Origin of the sequence: Demequina sp. (assembly GCF_047975725.1) — a bacterium.
Lineage (GTDB): Bacteria > Actinomycetota > Actinomycetes > Actinomycetales > Demequinaceae > Demequina.
On the sequence record NZ_JBKEED010000014.1, the window covers coordinates 1 to 22,070 of the forward strand.

A 22,070-nucleotide genomic window follows, 5' to 3' on the forward strand; every position below is an offset into this window, starting at 1 on the left:
AGGTCGAGGGCATGCGTGCCGTCATTCGCCGCTCCATCGCCAGAGACCCCACGCGCTTTACGCGCATGGCCGCGGGTATCGTCGGGGTTTCGGAGGAGACCACCACGGGCGTGCACCGCCTCGAGGCTATGTTCCGCCGCGGCGAACTGCTGTTCCCCGCGATAAACGTCAACGACTCGGTGACCAAGTCCAAGTTCGACAACCGCTACGGCATCCGTCACTCGCTGCCCGACGGCATCAACCGCGCCACCGACGTCCTCATGGGTGGCAAGGTCGCGTTCGTCGCCGGCTACGGCGACGTGGGCAAGGGCGCCGCAGAGGCGCTGCGCGGCCAGGGTGCCCGGGTCATCGTGTCCGAGGTCGACCCCATCTGCGCCCTGCAGGCCGCGATGGACGGCTACGAGGTGGCCCGCATCGAAGACGTCGTCGAGCGCGCCGACTTCTTCATCACCACCACGGGCAACAAGGACATCATCCGCGTCGAGCACATGGCCGCCATGAAGGACAAGGCGATTGTGGGCAACGTGGGCCACTTCGACAACGAGATCGACATGGCTGGCCTGGCGCGCTCTGGTGCCAAGCACCAGCCCATCAAGCCCCAGGTCGACGAGTGGACTTTTGCCGACGGTCACAGCGTGATCGTGCTGAGCGAGGGCCGTCTGCTCAACCTCGGCAACGCGACGGGTCACCCCAGCTTCGTGATGTCGACGTCCTTTGCCAACCAGGTGCTCGCGCAGATCGAACTGTGGGTCAACCTCGAGGCCTACCCGCTGGGCGTGCACCGCCTGCCGAAGGTGCTCGACGAGAAGGTCGCGCGGGCCCACCTTGACGCGCTCGGTGTGCGCCTGTCGGTGCTGAGCGAGGAGCAGGCCGACTACATCGGCGTTCCTCAGCACGGCCCGTTCAAGTCGGAGCACTACCGCTACTGACTCTCGCCCCCCTCCTTCCCGTCAAGTGGATCCATTTGGTACGCGAAGAGGGCCGCCCGCTCCGGTCAAATGGATCCATTTGACCGGTGGGGGGTGGGGGGTGGGGGGTGGGGGTTAGTTCACGGCGTCGGGCACGCCGTAGGGCAGGCGCGCGACTCGCGCGGCCTCGTCCTCGGCGCGCACGGCCCTGCGCTGCTCGATGCTTGCCTCGCGCTGCCCACGCTCCCACAGCACGGCGGCGATCAGATGCTCGGGGTGGGTGCCCTCCGGCGGCAGGGGAGAGACGTACTCCGCCATGCGAGCGCCCAGTTCGGTGCCCAGGCGCGCACGGGAGCCGGGGTGGAGCGAGGCCGCCCGCGCCAGGAACATGCGGCACGTGAGCGCAAAACCGTCGGGCAGGCGCAGGATGTCAGCGGCGGACACCCAGGTCACCAGGTGGGGTGGTGCCTCGATGGGTGGCAGGGCGCGCTTGGGCCCGCGCACTCGCATGGCATAGGTGCCGGCAAGCAGGTCGCCAATACGCTTGGCGCGCGCGTTGAGCACCGCGACAGTGATCGCCAGGATGCCGAAGGTGCCGAAGATCTCGACCAGCCCCGTCAGCGCGCGAATGAAGGCGTGGCGGAACGAGATGGGCCCGCCGTCGTCCCTGACCACGCGCAGGCCGCATGCGAGGCGGCCGACGGAGCGCCCCCTCGAGAGCGTCTCGACGATGGTGGGCACGATGACGAGGGTGATCACCATGGCTGCGATGGCCGTGGCGCGCTGAGCCGCCGCGTTGGCGAACATGGTCGCTGCAGTCAGGAAGTACAGCAGCGCCATCGACGGCAAGCCGTACACGATGAGGTCGATGAGTCCGGACAGCATGCGGTTGGTGATCGCAGCGGCGCCCGTGCTGAGCGCGACGCCTTCTCCTGTGAGGATCTCGTCCTCGACGGTATCCATACCTCCCCCTTCGCCCGGCCGTTGTATGGCATCGTAGCGGCGTGGACATCGACGCCTTTGCCGGAGCGCGCCAAGCGCGGTGGGATCGACTTCAGGAGCTGTCGCGTCGCCGCTCGCTGACCGGCGAGGAGGCCGACGAACTGACGAGGCTGTATCAGGCGACCTCCGGCGACCTGTCCGCGTTGCGGTCCGCAGCGCCGGAGCCGGGCCTGGTGACGCGTCTGTCGATCACCCTGGCCAATGCCCGCGTGTGGCTCACCGGGGCTCACGAAATGTCTGTGCGCGGGATCCGTCACTACCTGACGCTCGGCCTGGCAGCCGCGATGTACCGCGTGCGTTGGTGGGGTGTGGCGGTCGCTCTCGCGGTGGTGGGCCTGGGCGCTCTGAGCGCCTGGTGGACGGTGACGCACCCCGAGGCGCTGGCCCTCATCGGCAGTCCCGAACAGCGCGACGCGGTCGCGCAATTGGAGTTCGCGAACTACTACTACGAGTACGACTCGAGTTCGTTCGCCGCGTCGGTGTGGACCAACAACGGGCTGCTTGCGCTGCAGTGCATCGCGCTGGGGATCACGGGGATCTATCCCGCCTACCTCATGTACAACACCGTCATTCAGTTGGGCGTGGCGGCCGCGGTGATGGCTGAGGCTGGCCTGCTCGACATCTTCTTCCAGCTCATCATCCCCCATGGCTTGCTCGAGCTCAGCGCTGTCTTTGTCGCGGCAGGCGCTGGCCTACGCCTGTTCTGGACGATGCTCGTGCCCGGGCATCGCACCCGGATGCAGGCGCTGGCCGAGGAAGGCCGGGTCACCGTCAGCGTGGGGATCGGGCTGGTCGCCGCGTTGTTTATCTCCGGGCTGATCGAGGGCTTCGTCACGGGCTCATACCTGCCCTGGCCCATCAAGATCGTAATTGGCACACTCGCGTTTGCGGCGTTCTGGATTTATGTGTTCGTGGTGGGCCGGTATGCCGTGAGGGCCGACGTCACGGGCGACGTCGAGGGCGATTTCGCCACCGACGCCGCCGCCGTGCGCGGCTGAGCGGACGTCACTCGCGCGCTGCGCTCGGGGATCATCCCGGAGGGCCGATGCGGGGGTGGGCTAGAGCCGTCCCGACGCCTTGAGCGCGAGGTAGCGATCCGCAAGGGCGGGGGCAAGGTCGTCTGGCAGAGCGGTGAGCACCTCAGCGCCCAGTTCCCTGACGCGGGCGCCGATGGCGTGGTGCTCGAGCGCGCTACGCGCCGCCGCGGCGGCGGCGTAGTAGTCCTGGAGATCCTCCCGACCCGCTTCGAGGACCGCGAGGTCGGGGTCGTCCACGGAGGCGAGCACCACCGCATGCTTCGAGGCGATGGCCGCGACGGTATCGAGCAAGCCGCCGTCGACCGCTGACGGGTCCAGCGTCGTGAGCAACACCACGAGCGAGCGTTGAGACATCCGGCTTTGCACCAGGCGGGCCACGGCGGGCCAGTCGGGCTCGACCAATGCGGGTTCGACGGTGGCGAGGGCGTCGGCCAAGCGCGGCATGACGGCCGCACCTGAGGTCCCCAAGGCGCGCGCACGCTCGACGCGGTCGAACGCCGTCACCTGGACTCGGTCGCCGGCTTTGGTGGCGAGCGCGGTCAGCAGGAGCGTGCCCTCGATGGAGGCGTCCAGCCGCGGCGTGTCGCCCACCCGCGCCGCCGACAGCCGTGAGGTGTCGAGCACGATCATCACGCGGCGGTCGCGCTCGGGGCGGTAGGTCTTGACGAGCACCTCCGCCCGGCGCGCGGAGGCACGCCAGTCGATCGAGCGCACATCGTCGCCAATGACGTACTCGCGGAGGGAGTCGAACTCCGAGCCCGCACCCTTCAGTTGGACGGCGGTCTGGCCGTCGATCTCGCGCAGGCGTGCCAGGCGAGACGGCAGGTGCTTGCGAGAGGCGAACTCGGGCAGCACCCTCAGTGTCGCGGGGGCATCGATCAAGCGCTGACGGCCAGCGAGGTGCATCGGCCCTTCGAGACGCACAGTGACCGGGCCCGCGCGCAGGTCGCCACGGCGCGTCGGGAGCGCGACGGTGCGGGCGCGGGTGCTTTCGCCTGCGGCCAAGCGCCACTTGTGGCGATCGCGCTCGGCGCCGACCGAGGGCTGCCAGGCGTCACGGACCGCCCCACGCAGCGAGCGACGGCCCAGGTTGGCCACGTCGAGTGTCAGCGTGGTCGATTCGGTGAGCCGCACCGACGCAGGGGTCGAGCGCCGCACCCCCACCGAGGTCGGGTTGCCCGCCAGGAGCGCGTCGAGGCACGCGAGCGCGAGCACGCCGATCACCCACAGCCAGGCGAACGTGCGCTCGTGGACCACAGCCGCTGGCACGGCGCCCAGCGCGACGAGCAGCACGGTCCATCCGGTGATGTACATGGACTCAGCGAGGCACGGGGACGGAGGCCAGCACCGACTGCAGCACTGCGGCCGACGTCACGCCCTCGAGTTCGGCCTCGGCCCGCATTTGGATGCGGTGTCCAAGGGTCCACTCGGCGAGCGCCTTGACGTCGTCGGGGGTGATGAACGTGCCGCCCCGCATCCACGCCCACGCCCGCGCGGTCGACAGCAGGGCCGTGGCCGCACGAGGCGAGGCTCCGAGCGACACCGACGGCGCCTCGCGGGTGGCCCGGCACAAGTCGACGATGTACTGGGCGACCTCGGGGGCGACGGCGACGGTCCCCACGGCTTCGCGGGCCGCATCGAGGTCCGCGAGAGTGGCGACTGCGCGCACGCCCGCTGCCTGCAGGTCGCGGGCGGAGAAGCCGGCAGCGTGGCGCAGCACCACCTCGACCTCGGCTTCGCGCGCAGGCAGGGGAACGGGCAGCTTCATGAGGAAGCGGTCCAGCTGAGCCTCGGGCAGCGGGTAGGTGCCCTCGTATTCGACGGGGTTCTGGGTCGCGATCACCATGAACGGCTCGGGCAGGGGGCGAGACTGGCCGTCCACCGTGACCTGACGCTCCTCCATGGCCTCGAGCAGCGACGACTGCGTCTTGGGAGGCGTGCGGTTGATTTCGTCGGCCAGCAGCAGGTTGGTGAAGACCGGACCTTCACGGAAGGAGAAGGCCGCGGTGCGCGCGTCGTACACGAGCGAGCCGGTCACGTCGCCAGGCATGAGGTCGGGCGTGAACTGCACGCGCTTGAAGTCCAGACCCACGGTGTGAGACAGCGCACGCACCATGAGGGTCTTGGCCACTCCTGGCACGCCCTCGAGGAGGACGTGGCCACGGCACAGCAACGCAATGACCAGGCCGGTGACGATCGCGTCTTGGCCCACGACGGCCTTGCCAACCTCGCCGCGCAGGCTCGCGAGGGCCGTGCGTGCCTGCGCGCCCGGGGCCGACGAGGGCTCAGGCGCAGGCGCCGGAGCGGCCTCAGTCGCAGTCTCAGTCGCAGGCGTGGCCTCAGGCGCGGCTGCGGGAGCATCGGTGGCGCCGCCGTCGGCGTCGGGACGGTACTGGGGATTCTCGGTCACGGTCGGTGGACCTCTCTTTCCAGGGTGTCGAGCTGGTCGACGAGCGTCATGAAGGCGGCGCCGTCGGACGGGTGGGGACCATAGAGCAGCGCATCGACGTCGCGGGGATTGCGGCTGCTCGCGCGTGCGACCGCTGCGACGAGTGCGTCGCGGTCGGCAGCGCGGGGCACGCCCAGTCGGCGGCCCATGCGTGTGGCTGCGCGCGCTCGCATCGCCGCGCCCGCGCGGCCACTGGCCTGCGCACGTCGGTACAAGCGGGCGCGCCCTCGGGTGGACTCCGAGGCCCGCACTACGACGGGCAGCGGTTCCGTCACGAGCGGGCCAAACCGCCGTGCTCGCCACACGGCGGCCACGGCCACGGCGAGGCCGAGCACAAACAGCATCGGCCCTGTGCCGGGGGGCAAGAAGTCGGGATTGGCCTCGATCTCGCTGGGCGGCGCTGCCCCGTCGGTGCCCGAGCCGTTCCAGGTCAGGGAGGTGGGGTCGAACATGTCGGCGACGTACCAGACGACCGTCTCGTGGCGCCCCACGGCCCGCAGGCCCAGCGCCGCGTGGCCGCGCTCGGCGAGGTGGGCGTTGGTCACGGTGAGCCATGCGGGCAGGAGGGTGATGCGCCGCCCCCCGTCGTCGATGACGACGTAGCCGTGTTCGCCGCTGGAGTTGGTGAAGCACGTGAGCGCGCCGACAGGGTCGCCCGCCACGCTCGAGCCGAGCACCTCGATCTCGCCGGCGGCCTGCGCGTCAGGGTCGTCGCATCCGGCGGCCGTGGGGGAGGTGTCGAGGCTGTAGCCCACGCTGAGTTCCGTCTCCAGCGCGTCCAGCAGCATCTGTCCGGGTGCGATCAGCACCAGGTCGCCGGGGTAGTCCGCGATCGACTCGAGCTGGTAGTCCATCATCGAGTCGTTGTCGGCGATCACGAGCGTGGTCGCGGCGGGGTCCGCAATGCGGGCGGCGGACATGGTGGCCACCTGACGCACCTCGACGCCCTGCCCGCGCAGAATCTGCGCGAGCGCCCGGGTGCCCTCCTCGGTCGAGTTATTGGTCGACAACGGCGTGGTGTCCTCGGGGCGCGAGGTCCAGACCATGAGGCCGATGAACGCGACGAAGAGTAGCGCCACGACCAGCCCGAAGGGTCGCTTGCGGACCTGCGTCACGACGTCGTCGCGAGGGACTGCCTGATGCAGCGGCGCGGTCGTGCTCATGCGGGAACCGCCGCGCCTCGACGTCGCTCGACGGCGTCAAACGTGCGTTCGGCATGCGCCGCGTCAGTGCTGCCGAGCCCCCCGGAACCGTAGCGAGCCTGCTCAAACGCGAGCGCATCGGCCCTGACTGCCTGGGCAAGGGCGGGGAGAGCCGCGCCGATGCGCTCGGCGGCTTCTCGCGCCGTCACGCCGGGGGAATCGAGGATGGCGCCGCGCTCGAGCTCGAGGCGGACGACGGCACGCAGCCACTCCATAACCGCGAGATCCCAGTCGCCCGCCGCTTGGGCGGCACGCGCGCTGTCGCGTATCTCCTGCCACGATCGCCCGTCGTCGTCGAGGACGCCGAGGCCGCCTGCGCCACGCCGCGAGCGGCGCAGCGGGCCCAGCACAAGCCAGATCACGAGTGCCAGCACCGCCGCGACAATGATCCCGACGACGACCGCGCCTGGTACCCCGAGCGAGCCGCCCATGTCGCCGATCCGTGCGAGGAGCTGGTCGAGCCAGTCCCAGAAGGCTTGGAGCGACAGTCCGCCAGAGTTCTCGCGGTACTCGGGCTTGGCTAGTTCGTCCTCGGCCCACCGGCGCGCGGTCTCGGCGTCGGGGTCGACGGGAATGCTCAGCAGCACGCGCTCACCGGCCCGACTGAGCGGTCGCGCGTGCCTCTGCGGCGCGGGCGAGGTCGAGGTCGAATCCCTCGTGTCGCATGCGCAGGTCGATGTAGATGAGGGTGTGGACGGACCCCATGTACGCGTACGTCAGCACCAAAGAGACCACGAAGGCGATGCCGTACACGACGAAGAACGCGATGGCGAGAACCCAGCCGTTGTCCGGGGCCGTGAAGGCGGCCACGACTGCACCCATCTGCCCCACGTATTGCAGCACCGACGCGACGATGTTGATGAGCAGCATCGTCACGAAGATGATGAGCATCGACCACCAGAACCGGCCCTTGACCAGGCGCGTCAGGCGCCCCAGTGCGGCCCAAGCGCTGATGTCTTCCAGCACCACCATGGCACGGGCGAGTCCCTGGACGAGTGTGATGAACAGGCCTGCGGGGACGAGCACGACGAACACCAGAAGCAAGGTCACCAGAATGGCGCCGGTACTGCTATCGCCGGCGATCAGTCCCCACAGCAGCGGCACCATCACGATCAGCGTCAACAAGGTGTAGGCGAGCGTGGCGAGCACGTACAGGATCAGCAGCGAGCCCAGGCGTGCCCGCATCTGACGCCACGCGACCGCCAAGCCAACGCGCTCGCCCATGACCGCGCGTGCGACTCCGGGCGCCACGATGGAACCGCACAGCACGTCGGTCAGCAGCAGCGAGATCACCGCGAGCACCACCATCACGATGGTCTGCACGTTGATGTTGTCCCATGCGGGCAGCGCCTCTGACGAGAACAACTGCACGTCGTTGAAGACCATCCAGCCTGCCGTCACCGACAAGATCGCGGTGATGATGGTGAAGAGCAGAGGCCCGCCCAGGATGACGGCACGGTTGTAGCGCATGGCCTTGAACGGAGCCGCGAGGAAGTCGCCAAAGCTCAAAGGCCGCAACGGGATGATGCCCGGCTGCCAGGAGCGGTAGGTGGGGGCTGCGTGGCCCATGCTCGGTGGCGGCGGCACCGGTGTGCCGGTGGGCCCGTAGACCAGGCCAGGCGCTGGAGCGGGGGCGGCTGGCCCAGGTGCCGGCTGAGCGGCTGCAGGAGCGGCCGCTGGAGGAGTCGGTGCGGCTCCCGGAGCGGTCCACGGCGTGGCCTCGGGCATGACGGGCGGCTCGGGAATAGCGGCGGGCCCCGCGACGCGCGTATCGGCCTGCCAGTGGTCGCCCCCCTGTGGGCTCGGCGTGCTGTCGGTCACTTCGCCTCCTCCTTGACGCGCCTATCCTGCCACGGCGCGCGCACGATGCCGAGAGTCTTCAGGCATGATGCGCGAACCTGCATGGCAAGATGGGGCCATGACGGCACGCATCCTGGTGGTCGATGATGATCCGGCGGTCGCGGAGATGACGGGAATCGTCCTGCGCGGCGACGGATTCGAGCCCGTGTTCTGTGATCACGGCGACAGAGCGCTGGAGGCCTTTCGCGACCTCGCGCCCGACGTGATCCTGCTTGACCTCATGCTCCCGGGAAAGAGCGGCATCGACATTTGCCGCGAGATCCGGGCGGAGTCCGGGGTGCCGATCATCATGCTGACGGCAAAGTCGGACACGGTCGACGTGGTGCTGGGACTGGAGTCGGGGGCAGACGACTACATCCCCAAGCCCTTCAAGCCGCGCGAACTCATCGCGAGGGTGCGCGCACGACTGCGTCGCAATGACGCCTCCGCGCCCGCGGTGGTGCGCATCGGCGACCTGGAAATCGACGTCACCGGGCACCGCGTGAGCCGCGCGGGAGAGATGATCCCGCTCACGCCTTTGGAGTTCGACGTGCTGGTGACCCTGGCGCGCGCCCCAGGGCAGGTGTTCACGCGCGAGGTGCTGCTCGAGGACGTGTGGGGCTACCGCCACGCCGCGGATACCCGGCTGGTCAACGTCCACATTCAGCGGCTGCGCGCCAAGATTGAGCGCGATCCTGAGAACCCGGAAATCATCCAGACCGTGCGTGGTGTGGGCTACAAGGCGGGTGCTCACCAGACGTGAGACTCACGGCGCGCTCGGTAGGCGCCGTCCTGTTCGCGCCGCTGCAGCGGGCGTTGCGGCGGTGGATGCGTTCCATGTCGCTGCGCGTGGTGGTGTCGACCCTGGTGGTCGGCCTGGGCACGGTGGCGCTGCTTGGGGCGTACGTCTCGTCTGACATTCGCGACGGCCTGGTCGACGAGCGAGTCGAGGGCGTGCTGTCGGAGAGTGCTCGGGACGCGAGTACCGCGCAGGATCGTGCCAACACGACGACGGCCACGAACGCTGCCGACCTGCAGTCCTTCGTCTACGACCTGCAACTCGAACTGCGCGGACTGGGTGGCGTGAACCGCGGGTTGGTGATGCTGCGCAGCCCTGACAACACCTCTGCGGTGCCGCTGACCATAGGCGAGTCCACGGAGGACCTGCGCTTTGTGGTGAGCGACGAGATGCGCGACGCGGTGAGCGCAGGGCTGTCGCAGCCGTGGCAGTTCGTCGAACTGCCCCAGTCGGGGTCGCCCGGCGTGGTCGTCGGGAGTCAACTCGATATCCCCCTCGCGGGACCGTACGAGCTGTACTTCGTGTACTCGCTTGCGGAGGAGCAGGCCACGCTTGCGCTCATCCAGCAGGTGCTCGCGATCGGCGCGGGCGTGCTCGTTGGTCTCGTCGTGGTCATGACATGGTTCGTCACGGCGCAGGCCGTCCGCCCCGTGCGTCAGGCCGCGCGTGTCGCGTCGCGCCTGGCAGAGGGCCGTCTGTCCGAGCGCATGACCGTCCGCGGTCAGGACGAGATGGCGACGCTCGCACGTACGTTCAACGAGATGGCGGAGTCACTGCAGCGGCAGATCACCCGCATGGAGCACCTGTCGCGCTTGCAGCGCCGCTTTGTGTCCGATGTGTCGCACGAGCTCCGCACGCCTCTCACGACCATCCGGATGGCCTCCGACGTGCTGTACGACGCCCGCGAGGACTTCCCCCCGCACGTGGCGCGCTCGGCCGAACTGTTGTCCAATCAACTCGACCGATTCGAGGCGCTGCTCAGCGACCTGCTGGAGATCTCGCGTATCGACGCTGGCGCCGCTCAACTGGAGTTTGAGGAGCACGATCTCGCTGACGTGGTCAGGGACGAGGTCGAGGCCGTCGCCGCGATCGCCGCCGACATGGGCGTCGAGTTGCGCCTGCACGTTGCGCCGGGGCCCAACACCGCGTCGTTCGACCGCCCGCGCGTGGGCCGCATTGTGCGCAACCTGCTGTCGAACGCGATCGAACACTGCCAGGGCAGCCCGGTCGACATCGCCGTGCGCTCCAACCGACGAGGCACCGCGGTGGTGGTGCGCGACTACGGGCTGGGACTGACCCCCCACCAGGTGGACCGCGTCTTTGACCGGTTCTGGAGAGGCGATGCCGCCCGCGCCCGCACCATGGGCGGCACGGGACTGGGATTGTCGATCGCGCGCGAAGACGCCACGCTGCACGGCGGCAAACTCGAAGTGTGGGGGTCGCCGGGCAAGGGCGCGAGCTTCCGCATGCTGCTTCCGCGCACCTCGGAAGGGCTCGGGCACAACGCCCCCCTGAAACTCGTCTTGCGCGAGAGCGAGTTCGAGCACGTGGGCCCGCGCGTGGCCCTGCACCACGGTGGGCCGCCCAAGGATGACGGCGGTGGCGAGAACGCGGAGGTGGCCCCATGAGTCTGACAAGGTCGTTGGTGTCCCTGGCCGCGGCGGCACTGCTGCTGGCTGGCTGTGCGTCGATTCCTACCGAGGGCCCAGTCGAAGAGGGCAACGCAGACGTGTCGCCCGTCGAGCCATTGGTCCCCATTCAGGAAGGCCCAGAGCAATCCGACAATCCCCAGGCGATTGTCACGGGATTCCTCGCCGCCTCGGCCAGTGGCGTGGCCACCAACTTTGATGTCGCCCGCGAGTTCCTCACCGACGAAGCGGCGGCGCTCTGGGATCCCGGTGCGCGCACGCTGGTGTACGACTCGGGCGCCGTGACGCCTGAGTGGGATGAGCCGACGGCGCTCGCCACCTACGAGGTTGCCCTCGCTTCGGCCATCGACGAGTCCGGTCGACGCGTGGATGCCGCCGACGATCAGGTCGCTCAGATCGCGTTCACGCTCGAGCAGCAGTCCGACGGTCAGTGGCGCATCAGCGAACTCGAAGACGGCGTGGTCATCTCTTTGGCCAACTTCAACCGGTTCTATCGGTCGGTGGACCTGGTGTTCGCCACGACGGACCGCACGACCGCCGTGCCAGAGGTGCGGTGGCTTCCCGACAACAACATCGCGACGGCGGCGGCACGCGAACTGATCGAGGGTCCGTCGTCGTGGCTTGCCGACGCGGTGCTCACAGGATTCCCCGCCGCGGCCTCGCTGGCCGTGCAGTCCGTCGTGGTGACCGATGGCGTGGCGACCGTAGATCTGTCCGCCCAGTCCGCCGGTACGGCGGACGAACGCGCTCTCGCGCTCGAGCAGATGCGCCTGACGCTGACGGCGCTGCCGACGGTCACGGGCGTTGAGGTCAACATCGGGGGCCTCGAACTTGCGCAGGAGGGTGCCTTGACCCTCGCGGCTGCGCCCGTCCCTGATGCGCTCGCGGCCACCATCGTGCAGGGACGGCTGGGGCTGTGGGACGGCACGGTGATGCGGGCGACCCCGCTGGGATCTGGCGCGGTGCCATCGGACTCGCGTGGCCTCGCGCGCTCCTTCGGCGGCCAGGTCGCGTTCATCGTCGACGAGGGCACCTTGGTGGTGTCCGATGCGCTCGCGGGTGAGGACCCGCCACTGGTCGAGGTTGACGGAGAACTCGAACCTGCGCAGGGGCAAGCGTTCACGTCGACCCGGTATCAGGGAACGTCGTTGGTGACGCCGTCGTACGACAGGCACGGCTACGTGTGGACCTCCGAAACTGCGGACCCCTCGAGCTTGGTCGCCATCGCTGCCGACGGCACCGTGACCGAACTCGCCACCGAGTGGCTCAAGGCGCGCACCGTGATGGGACTGTCCGTTTCGCGTGACGGTGCGAGGGTGGCGGTGGTGTCGCGAGCCGGCGGACAGCCGGTGGTCGAGGTCGCCGCCTTGGTCCGTGACAGCAACGGCGTTCCGCTTGGAGTGGGGGAGCCCATCGCGATGGGCGCAGGCGTGGGTACGGGGGTGGATGTGTCGTGGATGGACACCACGACCGTGGGAGTCCTGGGCGAGCTCGTCGAGGGCTCGCCCACGCCACTGTGGTCGATCGAGGCCGGTGGTGCGACGTCCGTGGTGTCGACCATCCGCGACGGCGTGGAGTTCGCGGTGCGTAGTGGCGAGGCCACCTTGCTCGCGGTCAACCTCGAGGGTCGAGTGGAGGAGCGCTCGGGGTCCTCGTGGGCTCCTGTCGCGACAGGGGTGACGGAGATCGCCTACTCGGGATGAGGTCGTCCCCAGGCCGCCCGGCACCACGCGCGGTCCCCAGGTGCGGGGCAGGCCTGTAGCGCCGCGAGGCACTGTGGTGTGAGCTGGACCCTATGGCACGAAAGCCCGCGCCGTGGACCGACCTCGCGCGCACCCTCGCGCGCCTCGCGGTGCCGGTCGAGTGCCCCGGGTGCGGCGCGGAGGACGTGCGCCTGTGCGGGGCGTGCGCTGCACCGTGGTGGACCGATCCCGTGCGGGTCGAGGACTGTGCTCCGCGCGTGAACCGTGCGGACGAGCCGTCGCTGCCAGTGTGGTCGGCGGCCGCCCTCGAGGGGCCCGTCGCGGGGGTCGTGGCGGCCTGGAAGGACGGCGCGCGCCGCGACCTCGATGCGTGGATGCGGGAGGTTGCGTGCCGTGTGGGCCTGCACGCCGGGCAGGCGCTGCGGGAGGTGGGCGTGACGCGCGTGGCGGTGGTGCCCGCTCCTGCACGGCGCGCGTCGACGCGCAGGCGCGGCGTTGACCTGCCGTGGATCCTCGCGCTGGGCGCGGCACAGGGCCTGAGCACCGCGGGCCTTGACGTCAGCATCGAGCGGTGCCTGCGCATCGGCGCTGGAGAATCCCGCGGTAGGTCCGCGAGGGGGCGGTGGCGGGACGCCAGCCGGGCGCTCAGCTGCGCGGCGGCGCCCGGCGCGGCCGCAGTGATCGTCGACGACGTGCTGACCACCGGGGCCACCCTCGCCGCGTGCGTGGCGGCCCTGGAGGGCCGCGGAGCAGTGGTGGCGGGCGCCCTCACGGCCACGTTCGTGGATCGTGGTCGCGCCCGTCTGCGGACCGGGCTAGGCTGAGATCAGACGACGACTGTCGTCACCTTCAAAGCTCGTAGGAGGTGATGCCGCAGGCGCACGAAGGCGCCCGATCACCCGAGTCAAGGCCGCATGGCCGACCCAGCTGAAGAAGGAGTTCCACCATGGACATCGCGATCATCGGACGCCACACCAAGGTCTCTGAGGACATGCGCACCAAGATCCTCGCCAAGATGGCGAAGGTCGAATCCCTGGCACCCCGCGCCACGCGCGCCGAGGTCAACGTGATTCACGAGCGCAACCCGAGGCTGGCATCTGACCGCGAGCGGGTGGAGATCACGGTCCACGGACGCAGCGTGGTGCGCGCCGAGGCTGCCGCGGATGACCGTCACGTCGCCTTCGAGCGGGCGAGTGCACGCATTCTTGAGCAGTTGCGCCGCCAGCACGAGCGCCGCGCCACCCGTCACAAGGGCAAGACCCCGCTGCACGAGGTCGTCGCCGCACCGATTCCGGGCGCCGCCGCGGTGAACCCCGAAGGCTCGCTCGCCCCTGCCGCCTCGACTGAGGACGACGACCGCGTCGAGAATGTCGAGTCGTGGGAGGGCGCCCCCGAGGGGTCGACCGTCGAGGTCCCCGTCGACGGCACCCCCATCACCATTCGTTCCAAGACCCACCAGGCGTCGCCCATGTCGGTGTCCGAAGCGATCGACCAGATGGAACTGGTCGGCCACGACTTCTTCCTGTTCATCGACTCCGAGACGTCGCTCGCGTCCGCCGTGTACCGCCGTCGTGGGTGGACGTACGGCGTGATCCGCATCGAAGAGGTGCCCGCAGCACTTGCGGAGGCAACCTCCTAATCCACATCACTCAGAGGGGCACGGGCAAGCACCCGTGCCCCTCTGTTGCGTTGTCAGCCCCGGCAGTAGGCTCACGCCGTGCGCACGAGGGACTTCTTGCTGGTGGTGAGCGCCGCGGTTCTGTGGGGCACCGGCGGCGTCCTGGGCGCGCTCCTCGCCGACGGGGGTGCGGTGCCCCCTGCCTCGGTGGCGTTGTGGCGCATGCTCATCGCCGGGGTAGTGCTGACCGCGTGGGTCGCGATCCGCGGAGAGTTGCGGGGCACCTCGCGTGCCGGATGGCGCCGGGTGCTCCTGACGGCTGCCCTGACCGCCGCGTTTGAGTGTCTCTACTTCTCGGGAGTCGCGCTCGCGGGAGTGGGGCTCGCCACGCTCGTGACGATCGGCTCGGCACCCGTTTGGGTGGCGTGTTGGGACGCCGCCACCCAGCGCCGCCGGCCACCGCCGCGTGCGCTGGGGGCGCTCGCGCTGGCCCTCGTGGGTTTGCTCGCCGTGAGCGCGACGTCCCTCCACACGGCCGATGCGCGAGCAGGCGGCATCGTCGTCGCCCTGGCAGCGGGTGCGGCTTTCGCTGGCATCACGGTCGCCAACAGACGTCCCGTTCCCGGGATGGGCCCGGTGCGTCTGGTGGCGTTGACCTTTTTCGTGGGTGGTCTGATGGTGTTGCCGGTGGCACTGCTCACCGGGTTCGCGGCGCCTGGCGGGCTCGAGGGGTGGACGCTGGCGCTCGCGATGGGGGTGTTCTCGACCGGGCTCGCCTACGTGGCCTACCTTGCTGGCCTCGCGACCGTGTCGGCATTTGTGGCCACGGTGGTCTCACTTATCGAGCCACTCGTCGCGGCAGCGCTGAGCGCCCTCATCCTCGGCGAGCGGCTCGGATGGTGGACGATGGCGGGCGGGGTGGCCCTCGCATCGGCCGTTGTGATGTTGCGCCCACAGCGAGACGCGCAGGGGCGCGTCTCACAACGGCCTACGATGGATCCGGATCCAAGTCGTCAGGAGTCATAGGTGTCTGTTCTCGATCGCGTCATCCGTATGGGCGAAGGGCGCGTGCTGCGCCGCCTCAACCGGGTCGTCACCCTCACCAACGCGATGGAGAGCGTGTACCAGGAGCTCTCCGACGAGGAGTTGCGCGCACTCACGGCAGAGTTCAAGGAGCGCCACGAGGGTGGTGAGTCGCTCGACTCCCTCATGCCCGAGGCATTTGCTGCCGTTCGTGAAGCCTCCCGCCGCACCCTGGGTCTGCGTCACTTCGACGTCCAGATCATGGGTGGCGCCGCGCTCCACAACGGCGACATCGCGGAGATGAAGACCGGTGAGGGCAAGACTCTGGTGGCGACCCTGCCCGCCTACCTCAACGCGCTCGCCGGCAACGGCGTCCACGTCGTCACGGTCAACGATTACCTCGCGAGCTACCAGTCCGAGCTCATGGGCCGTGTGTTCCGCTTCTTGGGACTCACGACCGGGTGCATCCTGTCCGGCCAGCCCTCCGAGGTCCGTCGTGCCCAGTACCTGTGCGACATCACGTACGGCACCAACAACGAGTTCGGCTTTGACCACCTGCGCGACAACATGGCGATGGACCCCAAGCAGTTGGTGCACCGCGGCTACCACTACGCGATTGTCGATGAGGTCGACTCGATCCTCATCGATGAGGCGCGTACGCCGCTGATCATCTCCGGTCCCTCGTCCGCCGACTTCGCCAAGTGGTACATCGAGTTCGCGCGCATCGCCAAGACGCTGACCGTCGACGAGGACTACGAGGTCGAGGAGAAGAAGCGTGCGGTCGGCATGCTTGAGCCCGGCATCGAGAAGGTCGAGTCGGCGCTCGGCATCGAGAACCTCTATGACCCCGCCAACACACCCCTGATCGGCTTCCTCAACAACGCCGTGAAGGCGAAGGAACTGTTCCGCCGCGACCGCGACTACGTGGTCCAGGGCGGCGAGGTCGACATTGTCGACGAGCACACGGGACGCTTGCTCAAGGGACGTCGCTACTCGGAGGGCCTGCACCAGGCCATCGAGGCCAAGGAAGGCGTGCCGATCAAGGCCGAGACGCAGACCTACGCCTCGATTACGCTCCAGAACTACTTCCGCCAGTACACCAAGCTCGCGGGCATGACCGGTACCGCACAGACCGAGGCTGCCGAGCTCAACGCGACCTACGGCATGGGCGTGGTGCCGATCCCCACGAACAAGCCCATGATCCGCGAGGACAAGGCGGACCTGCTGTACAAGTCCGAGGCCGCGAAGTTCTCCGCCGTCATCGAGGACATCCTCGAGCGCAACAAGGCCGGCCAGCCCGTGCTCGTGGGAACGGTCTCCGTCGAGAAGTCGGAAAAGCTGTCCAAGGAACTGCGCAAGCACGGCATCAAGCACGAGGTGCTCAACGCCAAGCAGCACGAGAAGGAAGCGGTGATCGTGGCTGAGGCGGGCCGCAAGGGCGCCGTCACCGTCGCGACCAACATGGCCGGTCGAGGAACCGACATCATGCTCGGTGGTAACCCCGAGTTCCGTGCCGTGCAGGAAATGTCCGAGCGCGGGCTCGACCCCCAGGAAAACGCAGAAGAGTACGAGCGGGTCTGGGACCAGGTGCTCGAGGCCGCCAAGGCAGCCGTCGCCACCGAGCACGAGGAGGTCCTCGCTGCGGGCGGCCTGTACGTGCTGGGCACCGAGCGCCACGAGTCGCGCCGTATCGACAACCAGCTTCGTGGCCGCTCCGGCCGTCAGGGAGACCCGGGCGAATCCCGCTTCTACCTGTCGCTCGAGGACGACCTCATGCGCATGTTCCAGTCCGGCCTGGCCGCGACCATGATGAACTCTGGTGCGCTGCCCGACGACATGCCCATCGAGTCCAAGGTGCTCACCCGCGGAGTGCGGTCCGCTCAGGCGCAGCTTGAGGGGCGCAACGCTGAGATCCGCAAGAACATCCTCAAGTACGACGACGTCATGAGCTCCCAGCGCACCGTGATTTACGGCGAGCGCCGCCGCGTGCTCGACGGCGAGGACTTCCGGGACCAGATCCAGAGCTTCATCGAGATTGTCGTGGGCGCCTACGTGAAGTCGGCGACCATGGTTGGCGCTCCCGAGGACTGGGACATGGAGGCGCTGATGAAGGACCTGCGCAGCATTTACCCCGTGTCGCTGACCGTGGACGAACTGGTCGACGAGGCTGGCGGCGCCGAGCACCTCAACCAGGCCTTCCTCACCCGCGAGCTCATCGCGGACGCGAAGTTGCAGTACGAGGCCGTCGAAGCCCGCCTGGGCGAGGACCTCACGCGCACGGTTGAGCGCCAGGTGGTCATGCAGGTGCTGGACGCCAAGTGGCGCGAGCACCTGTACGAGATGGACTACCTCAAGGAGGGCATTGGTCTGCGTGCGATGGGCCAGCGCGACCCGCTGATCGAGTACCAGCGGGAGGGCTTCCAGTTGTTCGAGGCCATGACGGACTCCATCAAGGAGCAGTCGCTTCAGGTGCTGTACCGCGTCGAGAAGCGTGTCAAGGAGCCCGAGACGGCCGATGCGCCCGCTGGGGGCGCCGCCGCTGTCCAGGCCGGTGGCGCGACCTCGACGGCGACCCAGGCCGGTGCGCCGCGGCGCTCGGTGAGCCTTGGTTCTGCCACGCCGGGCGCGATGATGCAGTCGTCGATGGGAGCGCTGACGTATTCGGGTCCGTCGGAGGACGGCACCGCGGCGGTCAAGAAGACCGGTCCCGCCGCTGGCGCCAAGCCTGAGGGCGACGGGGTGACGTTCCCCGGCACCGCGAAGAACGCGCAGTGCCCGTGTGGTTCGGGCAAGAAGTACAAGGCCTGCCACGGCAAGAACGAGGACGCCTAACCCACCAGGAGTTCCGCTACCTGCCAGCGACCGGCCACCTCGACTAGTCGCATGGCAACCGCGCGGCAGCGGCCGTCGTACTCGACCACGATCGAGACCTCGGCCGCGTCGCGTGCCACTCGGCACGCGCGGGCTCGCCTGACCCCGACGGGGTGCTTGAGACGGCTGCCGGCGCGGATCGCGAGCGAACGCTGGCGTGCGATGTCCGCGAACACCTCGGGGTCGAGCCAGCGCACGTAGGTGTCGAGCGCGGGACCCCCGAGAGTTGCTTCGACCGCGGCCTTCGCCACGGTGCAGGCCAGGGGAGTGGGGTCTCCCAGGGCGCGCTTGAGCGCGCGCCGCGGCGGTGCTGCGACGGGGCCGAGCCCGGCGGCGACAATCGGGCTTGCGCTCATCGGGCCCACCCCGCAGGCAAGTCGAGGTCCTGGCCGGGCCGGATCAGGTCTGGGTTGTCGCCAATCACCTCGCGGTTGGCGTCGTAGAGCTCGGGCCATGCCTGCGCGACGTGCGCGGCATTCCCGCCGAGAGCGATCTCGGTGATCGACCACAGCGAGTCGCCGGGGCGCACCACGTGGGAGTCCGGCGCGGCTTCGGGCTGCGCATGCGCCTGCGGTGGTGCCGTGGGAGTGGGAGTGGGAGTGGGAGTGGGTGTGGGTGTCGTGGGAAGGGGTGTGGGCGTCGTGGTGGCGGCTACTGTCGCTGGTTCCGGGGCCACGAAAGGTGCGGGCGTGGGGCTTGGTGTGGGCTCGGCCACTGGTGGTACCCACCCCGCGTCCGTCACGACGGTGACGGATGATGGCGCGGCGGGATCGACCCATCCGGCCCCCGGTGTGGCCGCAGCGGGCAGAGCCACCGCGGTGGCCACTGAGCCAGTCAGAGCGGCCACGACGACGCGGCGCCATGGGCCGAGAGGCCGATGCGCATCAGCCGTACTGCGCTGAGCGCGGCGGGGGGCCAGTGCGGTGGCCAGGGCGCTCAAGGTCAGCGTGGTCGTCACCAGGGCACCCGTGGCGCAGCCGCCGACGATGAGGAGGTCCGTGAGGGTTGAGGTCGCCGTGATCGCCCTGGCGTGCGTCCATGCAGTGGCGCCGAGAACCACAGCCAAGAGCGGTGCCGCGAGCACTGCCCCGATCGCTGCGATGCGGGTCACGGTGCCTACCTCCCGAGATGCTTCCACGCTAATCCCCCTTGATGCTGTTTGATGCATTTTGATGACACTAGATATACATGGAGGCGCAATGTTCGTCCATGGCAAAGGCACGGTTGTGGACAAACCGCTAGCGTGTGCGCATGCGATGGGACGCGCTGTTCGAGGACCTCGAGGCTCAGGCGGAGTCGCTGGCGCGCGAATCGCTCCACCTTGAGGTGGCCGAGCGCACCCGAGGCGAACGCGCTGGCATCTCGCTCGCCGCCCGCCTGGCCGGCTCGCGTGGCGCCGCCGTCACCGTCGCCTTGGCGGACGGCACGCACTCGAGCGGGGTCGTGCACGACACGGGGCAGGACTGGGTGCTGCTGGCAGACGGTCCCCGGCAGCGACTCGTCGCGCTGTCAGCCGTGGCCGCGATCGATGGGCTTGCCGCCCAGGCCGCGACGCTGACAGCCGTCGAGTCCCGACTGGGAATGGCGGGGACGCTGCGTGCGCTTAGCCGTGCCCGTCAACGCGTGGCCGTGCACGCCGGAACGGTGGTGGTGGGCTTGATCGCGAGCGTGGGCGCCGATCACATCGACGTGGTGACAGATGTGCCGTCGCGGCGCTGGAGCGTCCCGACAGCATCGATCCGCGAGGTGGTGTCCGCCTAAGCCTGAGCGCTGCGGGTCTGGGAGGCCCGCTGTCGCGACTCCTCGTACAGGCGAGCGATGTACTTCTCCAGTTCGTCCGCCTCGACTCGCCACACTCCGCGCCCACCCACCTGGATCGCGGGCAGGTCGCCGCCGCGCACCAAGGCGTACGCCTGCTGCGACGAGATGTTCAGGACCTCCTGGACATCCTCGAGGGTGAGGAAGCGTGGGCTCATGGCGACATTGTGGCACGGTCGTGCCCGCTGCCCGTCGAAATCCACAGGGGCTTGGCAGGAGCGTCCTGACTAGGCAGGATAGGGCGCGGACGACGTGATCCTTAGGGGGGACCATGGTTGACGACGGCACGGTGGCCGGCCGCTTGCGCCGGCCCAGTTGGACGGACCCGCGCCTGCTCGTGGGTGTGCTGCTGATGGTGATTGCGATCGTGGGAGTGGCATTCGCGCTCGACGCCGCTGACCACACCGAGCCCTATTACGTGGCCGCCGGCACGCTCGTGCCCGGTGCGGTGCTGAGCGAAGGCGACCTCGAGGTATCCCATGTGCGGGTGCCGCACGGCGCCTACCTCGGTGCGCAGCAAGAGCCGCCGTGGGGCAGCGTGGTCACGCGCGTGGTGGGGCAGGGCGAGCTGGTGCCTGTGGCGGCGCTCACCGACGCCGATAGTCACGATGGGCGTGTGCTGGGAGTGGTGGCCACCTCGCCCGTGGCGCCCGACCTGGGGGCCGGGTCGGCGGTGGACCTGTGGGTCACCGCGACGGACGACACGGGCGCGCCACAGACCTTCGTCGTCGAGGACCTCGCCGTCGCGGACGTGGATCGGGCCGAGCGCGCCTTTGCAGTGGCGGGCGGTGAAACGGTCTACCTCGCGGTGCCGTCTGACTCGGTGGCCACCGTGCTCGATGCCTTGTCGTGGGACGGGGACGTCACGATCGTGGGACGGTCAGGCAGCTGATGGCGAGCACCGGAGTGATCCTCGCACTCGGCGGGCGGGACGACGGGGCCCTGGCCACTGCGATCGACGCGCACCCACGGCTGAGCGTCGTGCGACGCTGCGCTGACCTCGCGGAGGCACTGGGCGCCGCGCAGGCGGGTGTAGGTGCCGTGGTGGTGCTGGGCGATCACGCAGACGTGACGCGTTCGGACGTCGCGGCACTTGAGGCCGCCGACTGTGTCGTCGTGGGGGTGCCGGTCAGCGAAGGCGAGCACGATCGCCTGCGTTCACTTGGGCTGCGAATGCTCGCCGCTCCCGGCACGCACGCCGACGAGGTAGTGGACCTCGTCGGCTCGCAGGTGGCGAATCCAGGCCGCGCCCGAGTGTTGTCGGATCCGCCGCCGCTCGCCCCCCGGCCCGCTCAGGGTGCGCCGGGAACGATCATTGCGGTGTGGGGGCCGGCGGGTGCTCCCGGACGCACGACCACCGCACTCCACGTGGCGGCGGAGTGCGCGCAGCAAGGCCGATCGACCCTTGTCATCGACGCAGACACCTACGGCGGTGCCGTCGCACAGGCCATCGGTTTGGCGGACGAGGTGCCTGGGCTCGCGGGAGCGGTGCGTGAGGCCCAGCACGGGCGTGTCGATGCCGCCACGATCTCGCGCTACGCGGTGCCCATCACGGATCGCCTCGCGGTGTTGACGGGAATCACCAGGGCCGCACGGTGGCCGGAACTCACCAGTGCTGCCCTCGAAGCCGTGCTGGAGGCGGCCCGCCAGTGTGCGCAAGTGGTCGTCGTCGATTGTGGCTTCTGTCTCGAGACAGACGAGCAGTGGCAATTCGACACTCGCTCGCCACGGCGCAATGGTGCGACCCTGACCGCGCTGGGGCGCGCCGACACTGTCGTGGCGGTGGGCAGTAGCGAGCCGCTCGGCATCCAGCGCCTGATCCATGGCCTCGAGGGCCTGCGGGAGCACGTCACGTCCGCGCCGGTGGTGGTGGTCACCAAAGTGCGCGCGAGTGTCGCTGGCCGACGCCCAGAAGAAACCGTGGCCGACATCCTCACCCGGTTCGCCGGGGTCGAGCGCATCCACCCCATCCCGTGGGATCCCGCCGCGCTTGATGCGGCGGCCTTGCAAGGCCGCCTGATGACCGAGTGCGCGCCGCGCTCACCCGCGAGGCGCGCCTACGGGCAGCTCGCCTCGGCCGTCCTTGCGGGGACTGCGGTGGGCCAGGTGAGTCCTACGACCGAGCGCGCCCTGCCGGTGGGACACTGAACCC

Annotated in this window: 21 protein-coding genes; 12 read left to right on the plus strand and 9 right to left on the minus strand. The window is 69.3% G+C overall.

Features of this window, described 5'->3' with window-relative positions:
- Positions 1–929: adenosylhomocysteinase (locus tag ACK5NO_RS04840; protein WP_416811542.1), on the plus strand; the 929-nt coding region annotated here is incomplete at its 5' end.
- A gap of 114 nt (positions 930–1,043) precedes the next feature.
- Here the strand turns inward: ACK5NO_RS04840 and ACK5NO_RS04845 are convergent.
- Positions 1,044–1,871 carry an RDD family protein gene (locus ACK5NO_RS04845; RefSeq protein WP_416811543.1) on the minus strand — a complete coding sequence of 276 codons (828 nt, stop codon included), beginning with the start codon at positions 1,869–1,871 and terminating at the stop codon, positions 1,044–1,046.
- Between the two features lie 41 nt (positions 1,872–1,912).
- Between ACK5NO_RS04845 and ACK5NO_RS04850 the strand changes: the two genes are divergently transcribed.
- The gene (locus tag ACK5NO_RS04850; RefSeq protein ID WP_416811544.1) at positions 1,913–2,908 is read left to right on the plus strand and encodes a stage II sporulation protein M; all 996 of its coding nucleotides are present in this window, start codon (positions 1,913–1,915) and stop codon (positions 2,906–2,908) included.
- 60 nt (positions 2,909–2,968) lie between these two features.
- On the opposite strand, the gene ACK5NO_RS04855 is transcribed toward ACK5NO_RS04850, so the two are convergent.
- The 5 genes from ACK5NO_RS04855 to ACK5NO_RS04875 are packed head-to-tail and all read right to left on the minus strand — an operon-like array spanning position 2,969 to position 8,419.
- The gene (locus ACK5NO_RS04855; RefSeq protein WP_416811545.1) at positions 2,969–4,261 is read right to left on the minus strand and encodes a DUF58 domain-containing protein; all 1,293 of its coding nucleotides are present in this window, start codon (positions 4,259–4,261) and stop codon (positions 2,969–2,971) included.
- A 4-nt stretch (positions 4,262–4,265) separates the two neighbouring features.
- Positions 4,266–5,357, minus strand: coding sequence for an AAA family ATPase (locus ACK5NO_RS04860; protein WP_416811546.1), 1,092 nt, complete (start codon positions 5,355–5,357; stop codon positions 4,266–4,268).
- Positions 5,354–6,559, minus strand: a complete 1,206-nt coding sequence (locus ACK5NO_RS04865; RefSeq protein ID WP_416811547.1) for a DUF4350 domain-containing protein — start codon at positions 6,557–6,559, stop codon at positions 5,354–5,356. Before ACK5NO_RS04865 ends, ACK5NO_RS04860 begins: the two co-directional genes overlap by 4 nt.
- Positions 6,556–7,185 carry a DUF4129 domain-containing protein gene (locus ACK5NO_RS04870; RefSeq protein ID WP_416811548.1) on the minus strand — a complete coding sequence of 210 codons (630 nt, stop codon included), beginning with the start codon at positions 7,183–7,185 and terminating at the stop codon, positions 6,556–6,558. Before ACK5NO_RS04870 ends, ACK5NO_RS04865 begins: the two co-directional genes overlap by 4 nt.
- 4 nt (positions 7,186–7,189) lie before the next feature.
- Positions 7,190–8,419, minus strand: a complete 1,230-nt coding sequence (locus tag ACK5NO_RS04875) for a hypothetical protein (protein WP_416811549.1) — start codon at positions 8,417–8,419, stop codon at positions 7,190–7,192.
- A 97-nt stretch (positions 8,420–8,516) separates the two neighbouring features.
- Between ACK5NO_RS04875 and mtrA the strand changes: the two genes are divergently transcribed.
- The 7 genes from mtrA to secA all read left to right on the plus strand — a co-directional run bounded on the left by mtrA (position 8,517) and on the right by secA (position 18,061).
- Positions 8,517–9,200 carry an MtrAB system response regulator MtrA gene (gene mtrA / locus ACK5NO_RS04880; protein WP_416811550.1) on the plus strand — a complete coding sequence of 228 codons (684 nt, stop codon included), beginning with the start codon at positions 8,517–8,519 and terminating at the stop codon, positions 9,198–9,200.
- Positions 9,197–10,864 carry an MtrAB system histidine kinase MtrB gene (mtrB, locus tag ACK5NO_RS04885; protein WP_416811551.1) on the plus strand — a complete coding sequence of 556 codons (1,668 nt, stop codon included), beginning with the start codon at positions 9,197–9,199 and terminating at the stop codon, positions 10,862–10,864. The genes mtrA and mtrB overlap by 4 nt, the downstream gene beginning before the upstream one ends.
- Complete coding sequence (locus tag ACK5NO_RS04890) at positions 10,861–12,588, plus strand: LpqB family beta-propeller domain-containing protein (RefSeq protein ID WP_416811552.1); 1,728 nt, start codon at positions 10,861–10,863, stop codon at positions 12,586–12,588. The genes mtrB and ACK5NO_RS04890 overlap by 4 nt, the downstream gene beginning before the upstream one ends.
- Before the next feature lie 92 nt (positions 12,589–12,680).
- Positions 12,681–13,412 carry a ComF family protein gene (locus ACK5NO_RS04895; protein ID WP_416811553.1) on the plus strand — a complete coding sequence of 244 codons (732 nt, stop codon included), beginning with the start codon at positions 12,681–12,683 and terminating at the stop codon, positions 13,410–13,412.
- Between the two features lie 122 nt (positions 13,413–13,534).
- Positions 13,535–14,227, plus strand: a complete 693-nt coding sequence (gene hpf / locus ACK5NO_RS04900) for a ribosome hibernation-promoting factor, HPF/YfiA family (protein ID WP_416811554.1) — start codon at positions 13,535–13,537, stop codon at positions 14,225–14,227.
- A 78-nt stretch (positions 14,228–14,305) separates the two neighbouring features.
- The gene (locus tag ACK5NO_RS04905) at positions 14,306–15,232 is read left to right on the plus strand and encodes a DMT family transporter (protein WP_416811555.1); all 927 of its coding nucleotides are present in this window, start codon (positions 14,306–14,308) and stop codon (positions 15,230–15,232) included.
- Positions 15,233–18,061 carry a preprotein translocase subunit SecA gene (gene secA / locus ACK5NO_RS04910; RefSeq protein WP_416811556.1) on the plus strand — a complete coding sequence of 943 codons (2,829 nt, stop codon included), beginning with the start codon at positions 15,233–15,235 and terminating at the stop codon, positions 18,059–18,061.
- On the opposite strand, the gene ACK5NO_RS04915 is transcribed toward secA, so the two are convergent.
- Both ACK5NO_RS04915 and ACK5NO_RS04920 read right to left on the minus strand, forming a co-directional pair.
- Positions 18,058–18,456, minus strand: a complete 399-nt coding sequence (locus ACK5NO_RS04915; RefSeq protein WP_416811557.1) for an Rv3235 family protein — start codon at positions 18,454–18,456, stop codon at positions 18,058–18,060. The two genes, secA and ACK5NO_RS04915, sit on opposite strands and share 4 nt — an antisense overlap.
- Positions 18,453–19,211, minus strand: coding sequence for a LysM peptidoglycan-binding domain-containing protein (locus ACK5NO_RS04920; RefSeq protein WP_416811558.1), 759 nt, complete (start codon positions 19,209–19,211; stop codon positions 18,453–18,455). The genes ACK5NO_RS04915 and ACK5NO_RS04920 overlap by 4 nt, the downstream gene beginning before the upstream one ends.
- A gap of 140 nt (positions 19,212–19,351) precedes the next feature.
- On the opposite strand from ACK5NO_RS04920, the gene ACK5NO_RS04925 reads away from it, so the two are divergent.
- A complete protein-coding gene (locus ACK5NO_RS04925) occupies positions 19,352–19,861 on the plus strand; it encodes a hypothetical protein (RefSeq protein ID WP_416811559.1) in 510 nt (169 codons plus the stop codon).
- Here ACK5NO_RS04925 and ACK5NO_RS04930 read toward each other — a convergent pair.
- Positions 19,858–20,076 carry a helix-turn-helix domain-containing protein gene (locus tag ACK5NO_RS04930; RefSeq protein ID WP_416811560.1) on the minus strand — a complete coding sequence of 73 codons (219 nt, stop codon included), beginning with the start codon at positions 20,074–20,076 and terminating at the stop codon, positions 19,858–19,860. The two genes, ACK5NO_RS04925 and ACK5NO_RS04930, sit on opposite strands and share 4 nt — an antisense overlap.
- Positions 20,077–20,189: 113 nt before the next feature.
- Here ACK5NO_RS04930 and ACK5NO_RS04935 point away from each other — a divergent pair, with 113 nt between their 5' ends.
- The gene (locus ACK5NO_RS04935) at positions 20,190–20,810 is read left to right on the plus strand and encodes a hypothetical protein (RefSeq protein ID WP_416811561.1); all 621 of its coding nucleotides are present in this window, start codon (positions 20,190–20,192) and stop codon (positions 20,808–20,810) included.
- Entirely contained in the window at positions 20,810–22,066 is a 1,257-nt protein-coding gene (locus ACK5NO_RS04940; protein ID WP_416811562.1) for an AAA family ATPase, read from the plus strand. The genes ACK5NO_RS04935 and ACK5NO_RS04940 overlap by 1 nt, the downstream gene beginning before the upstream one ends.
- Positions 22,067–22,070: the final 4 nt, after the last annotated feature.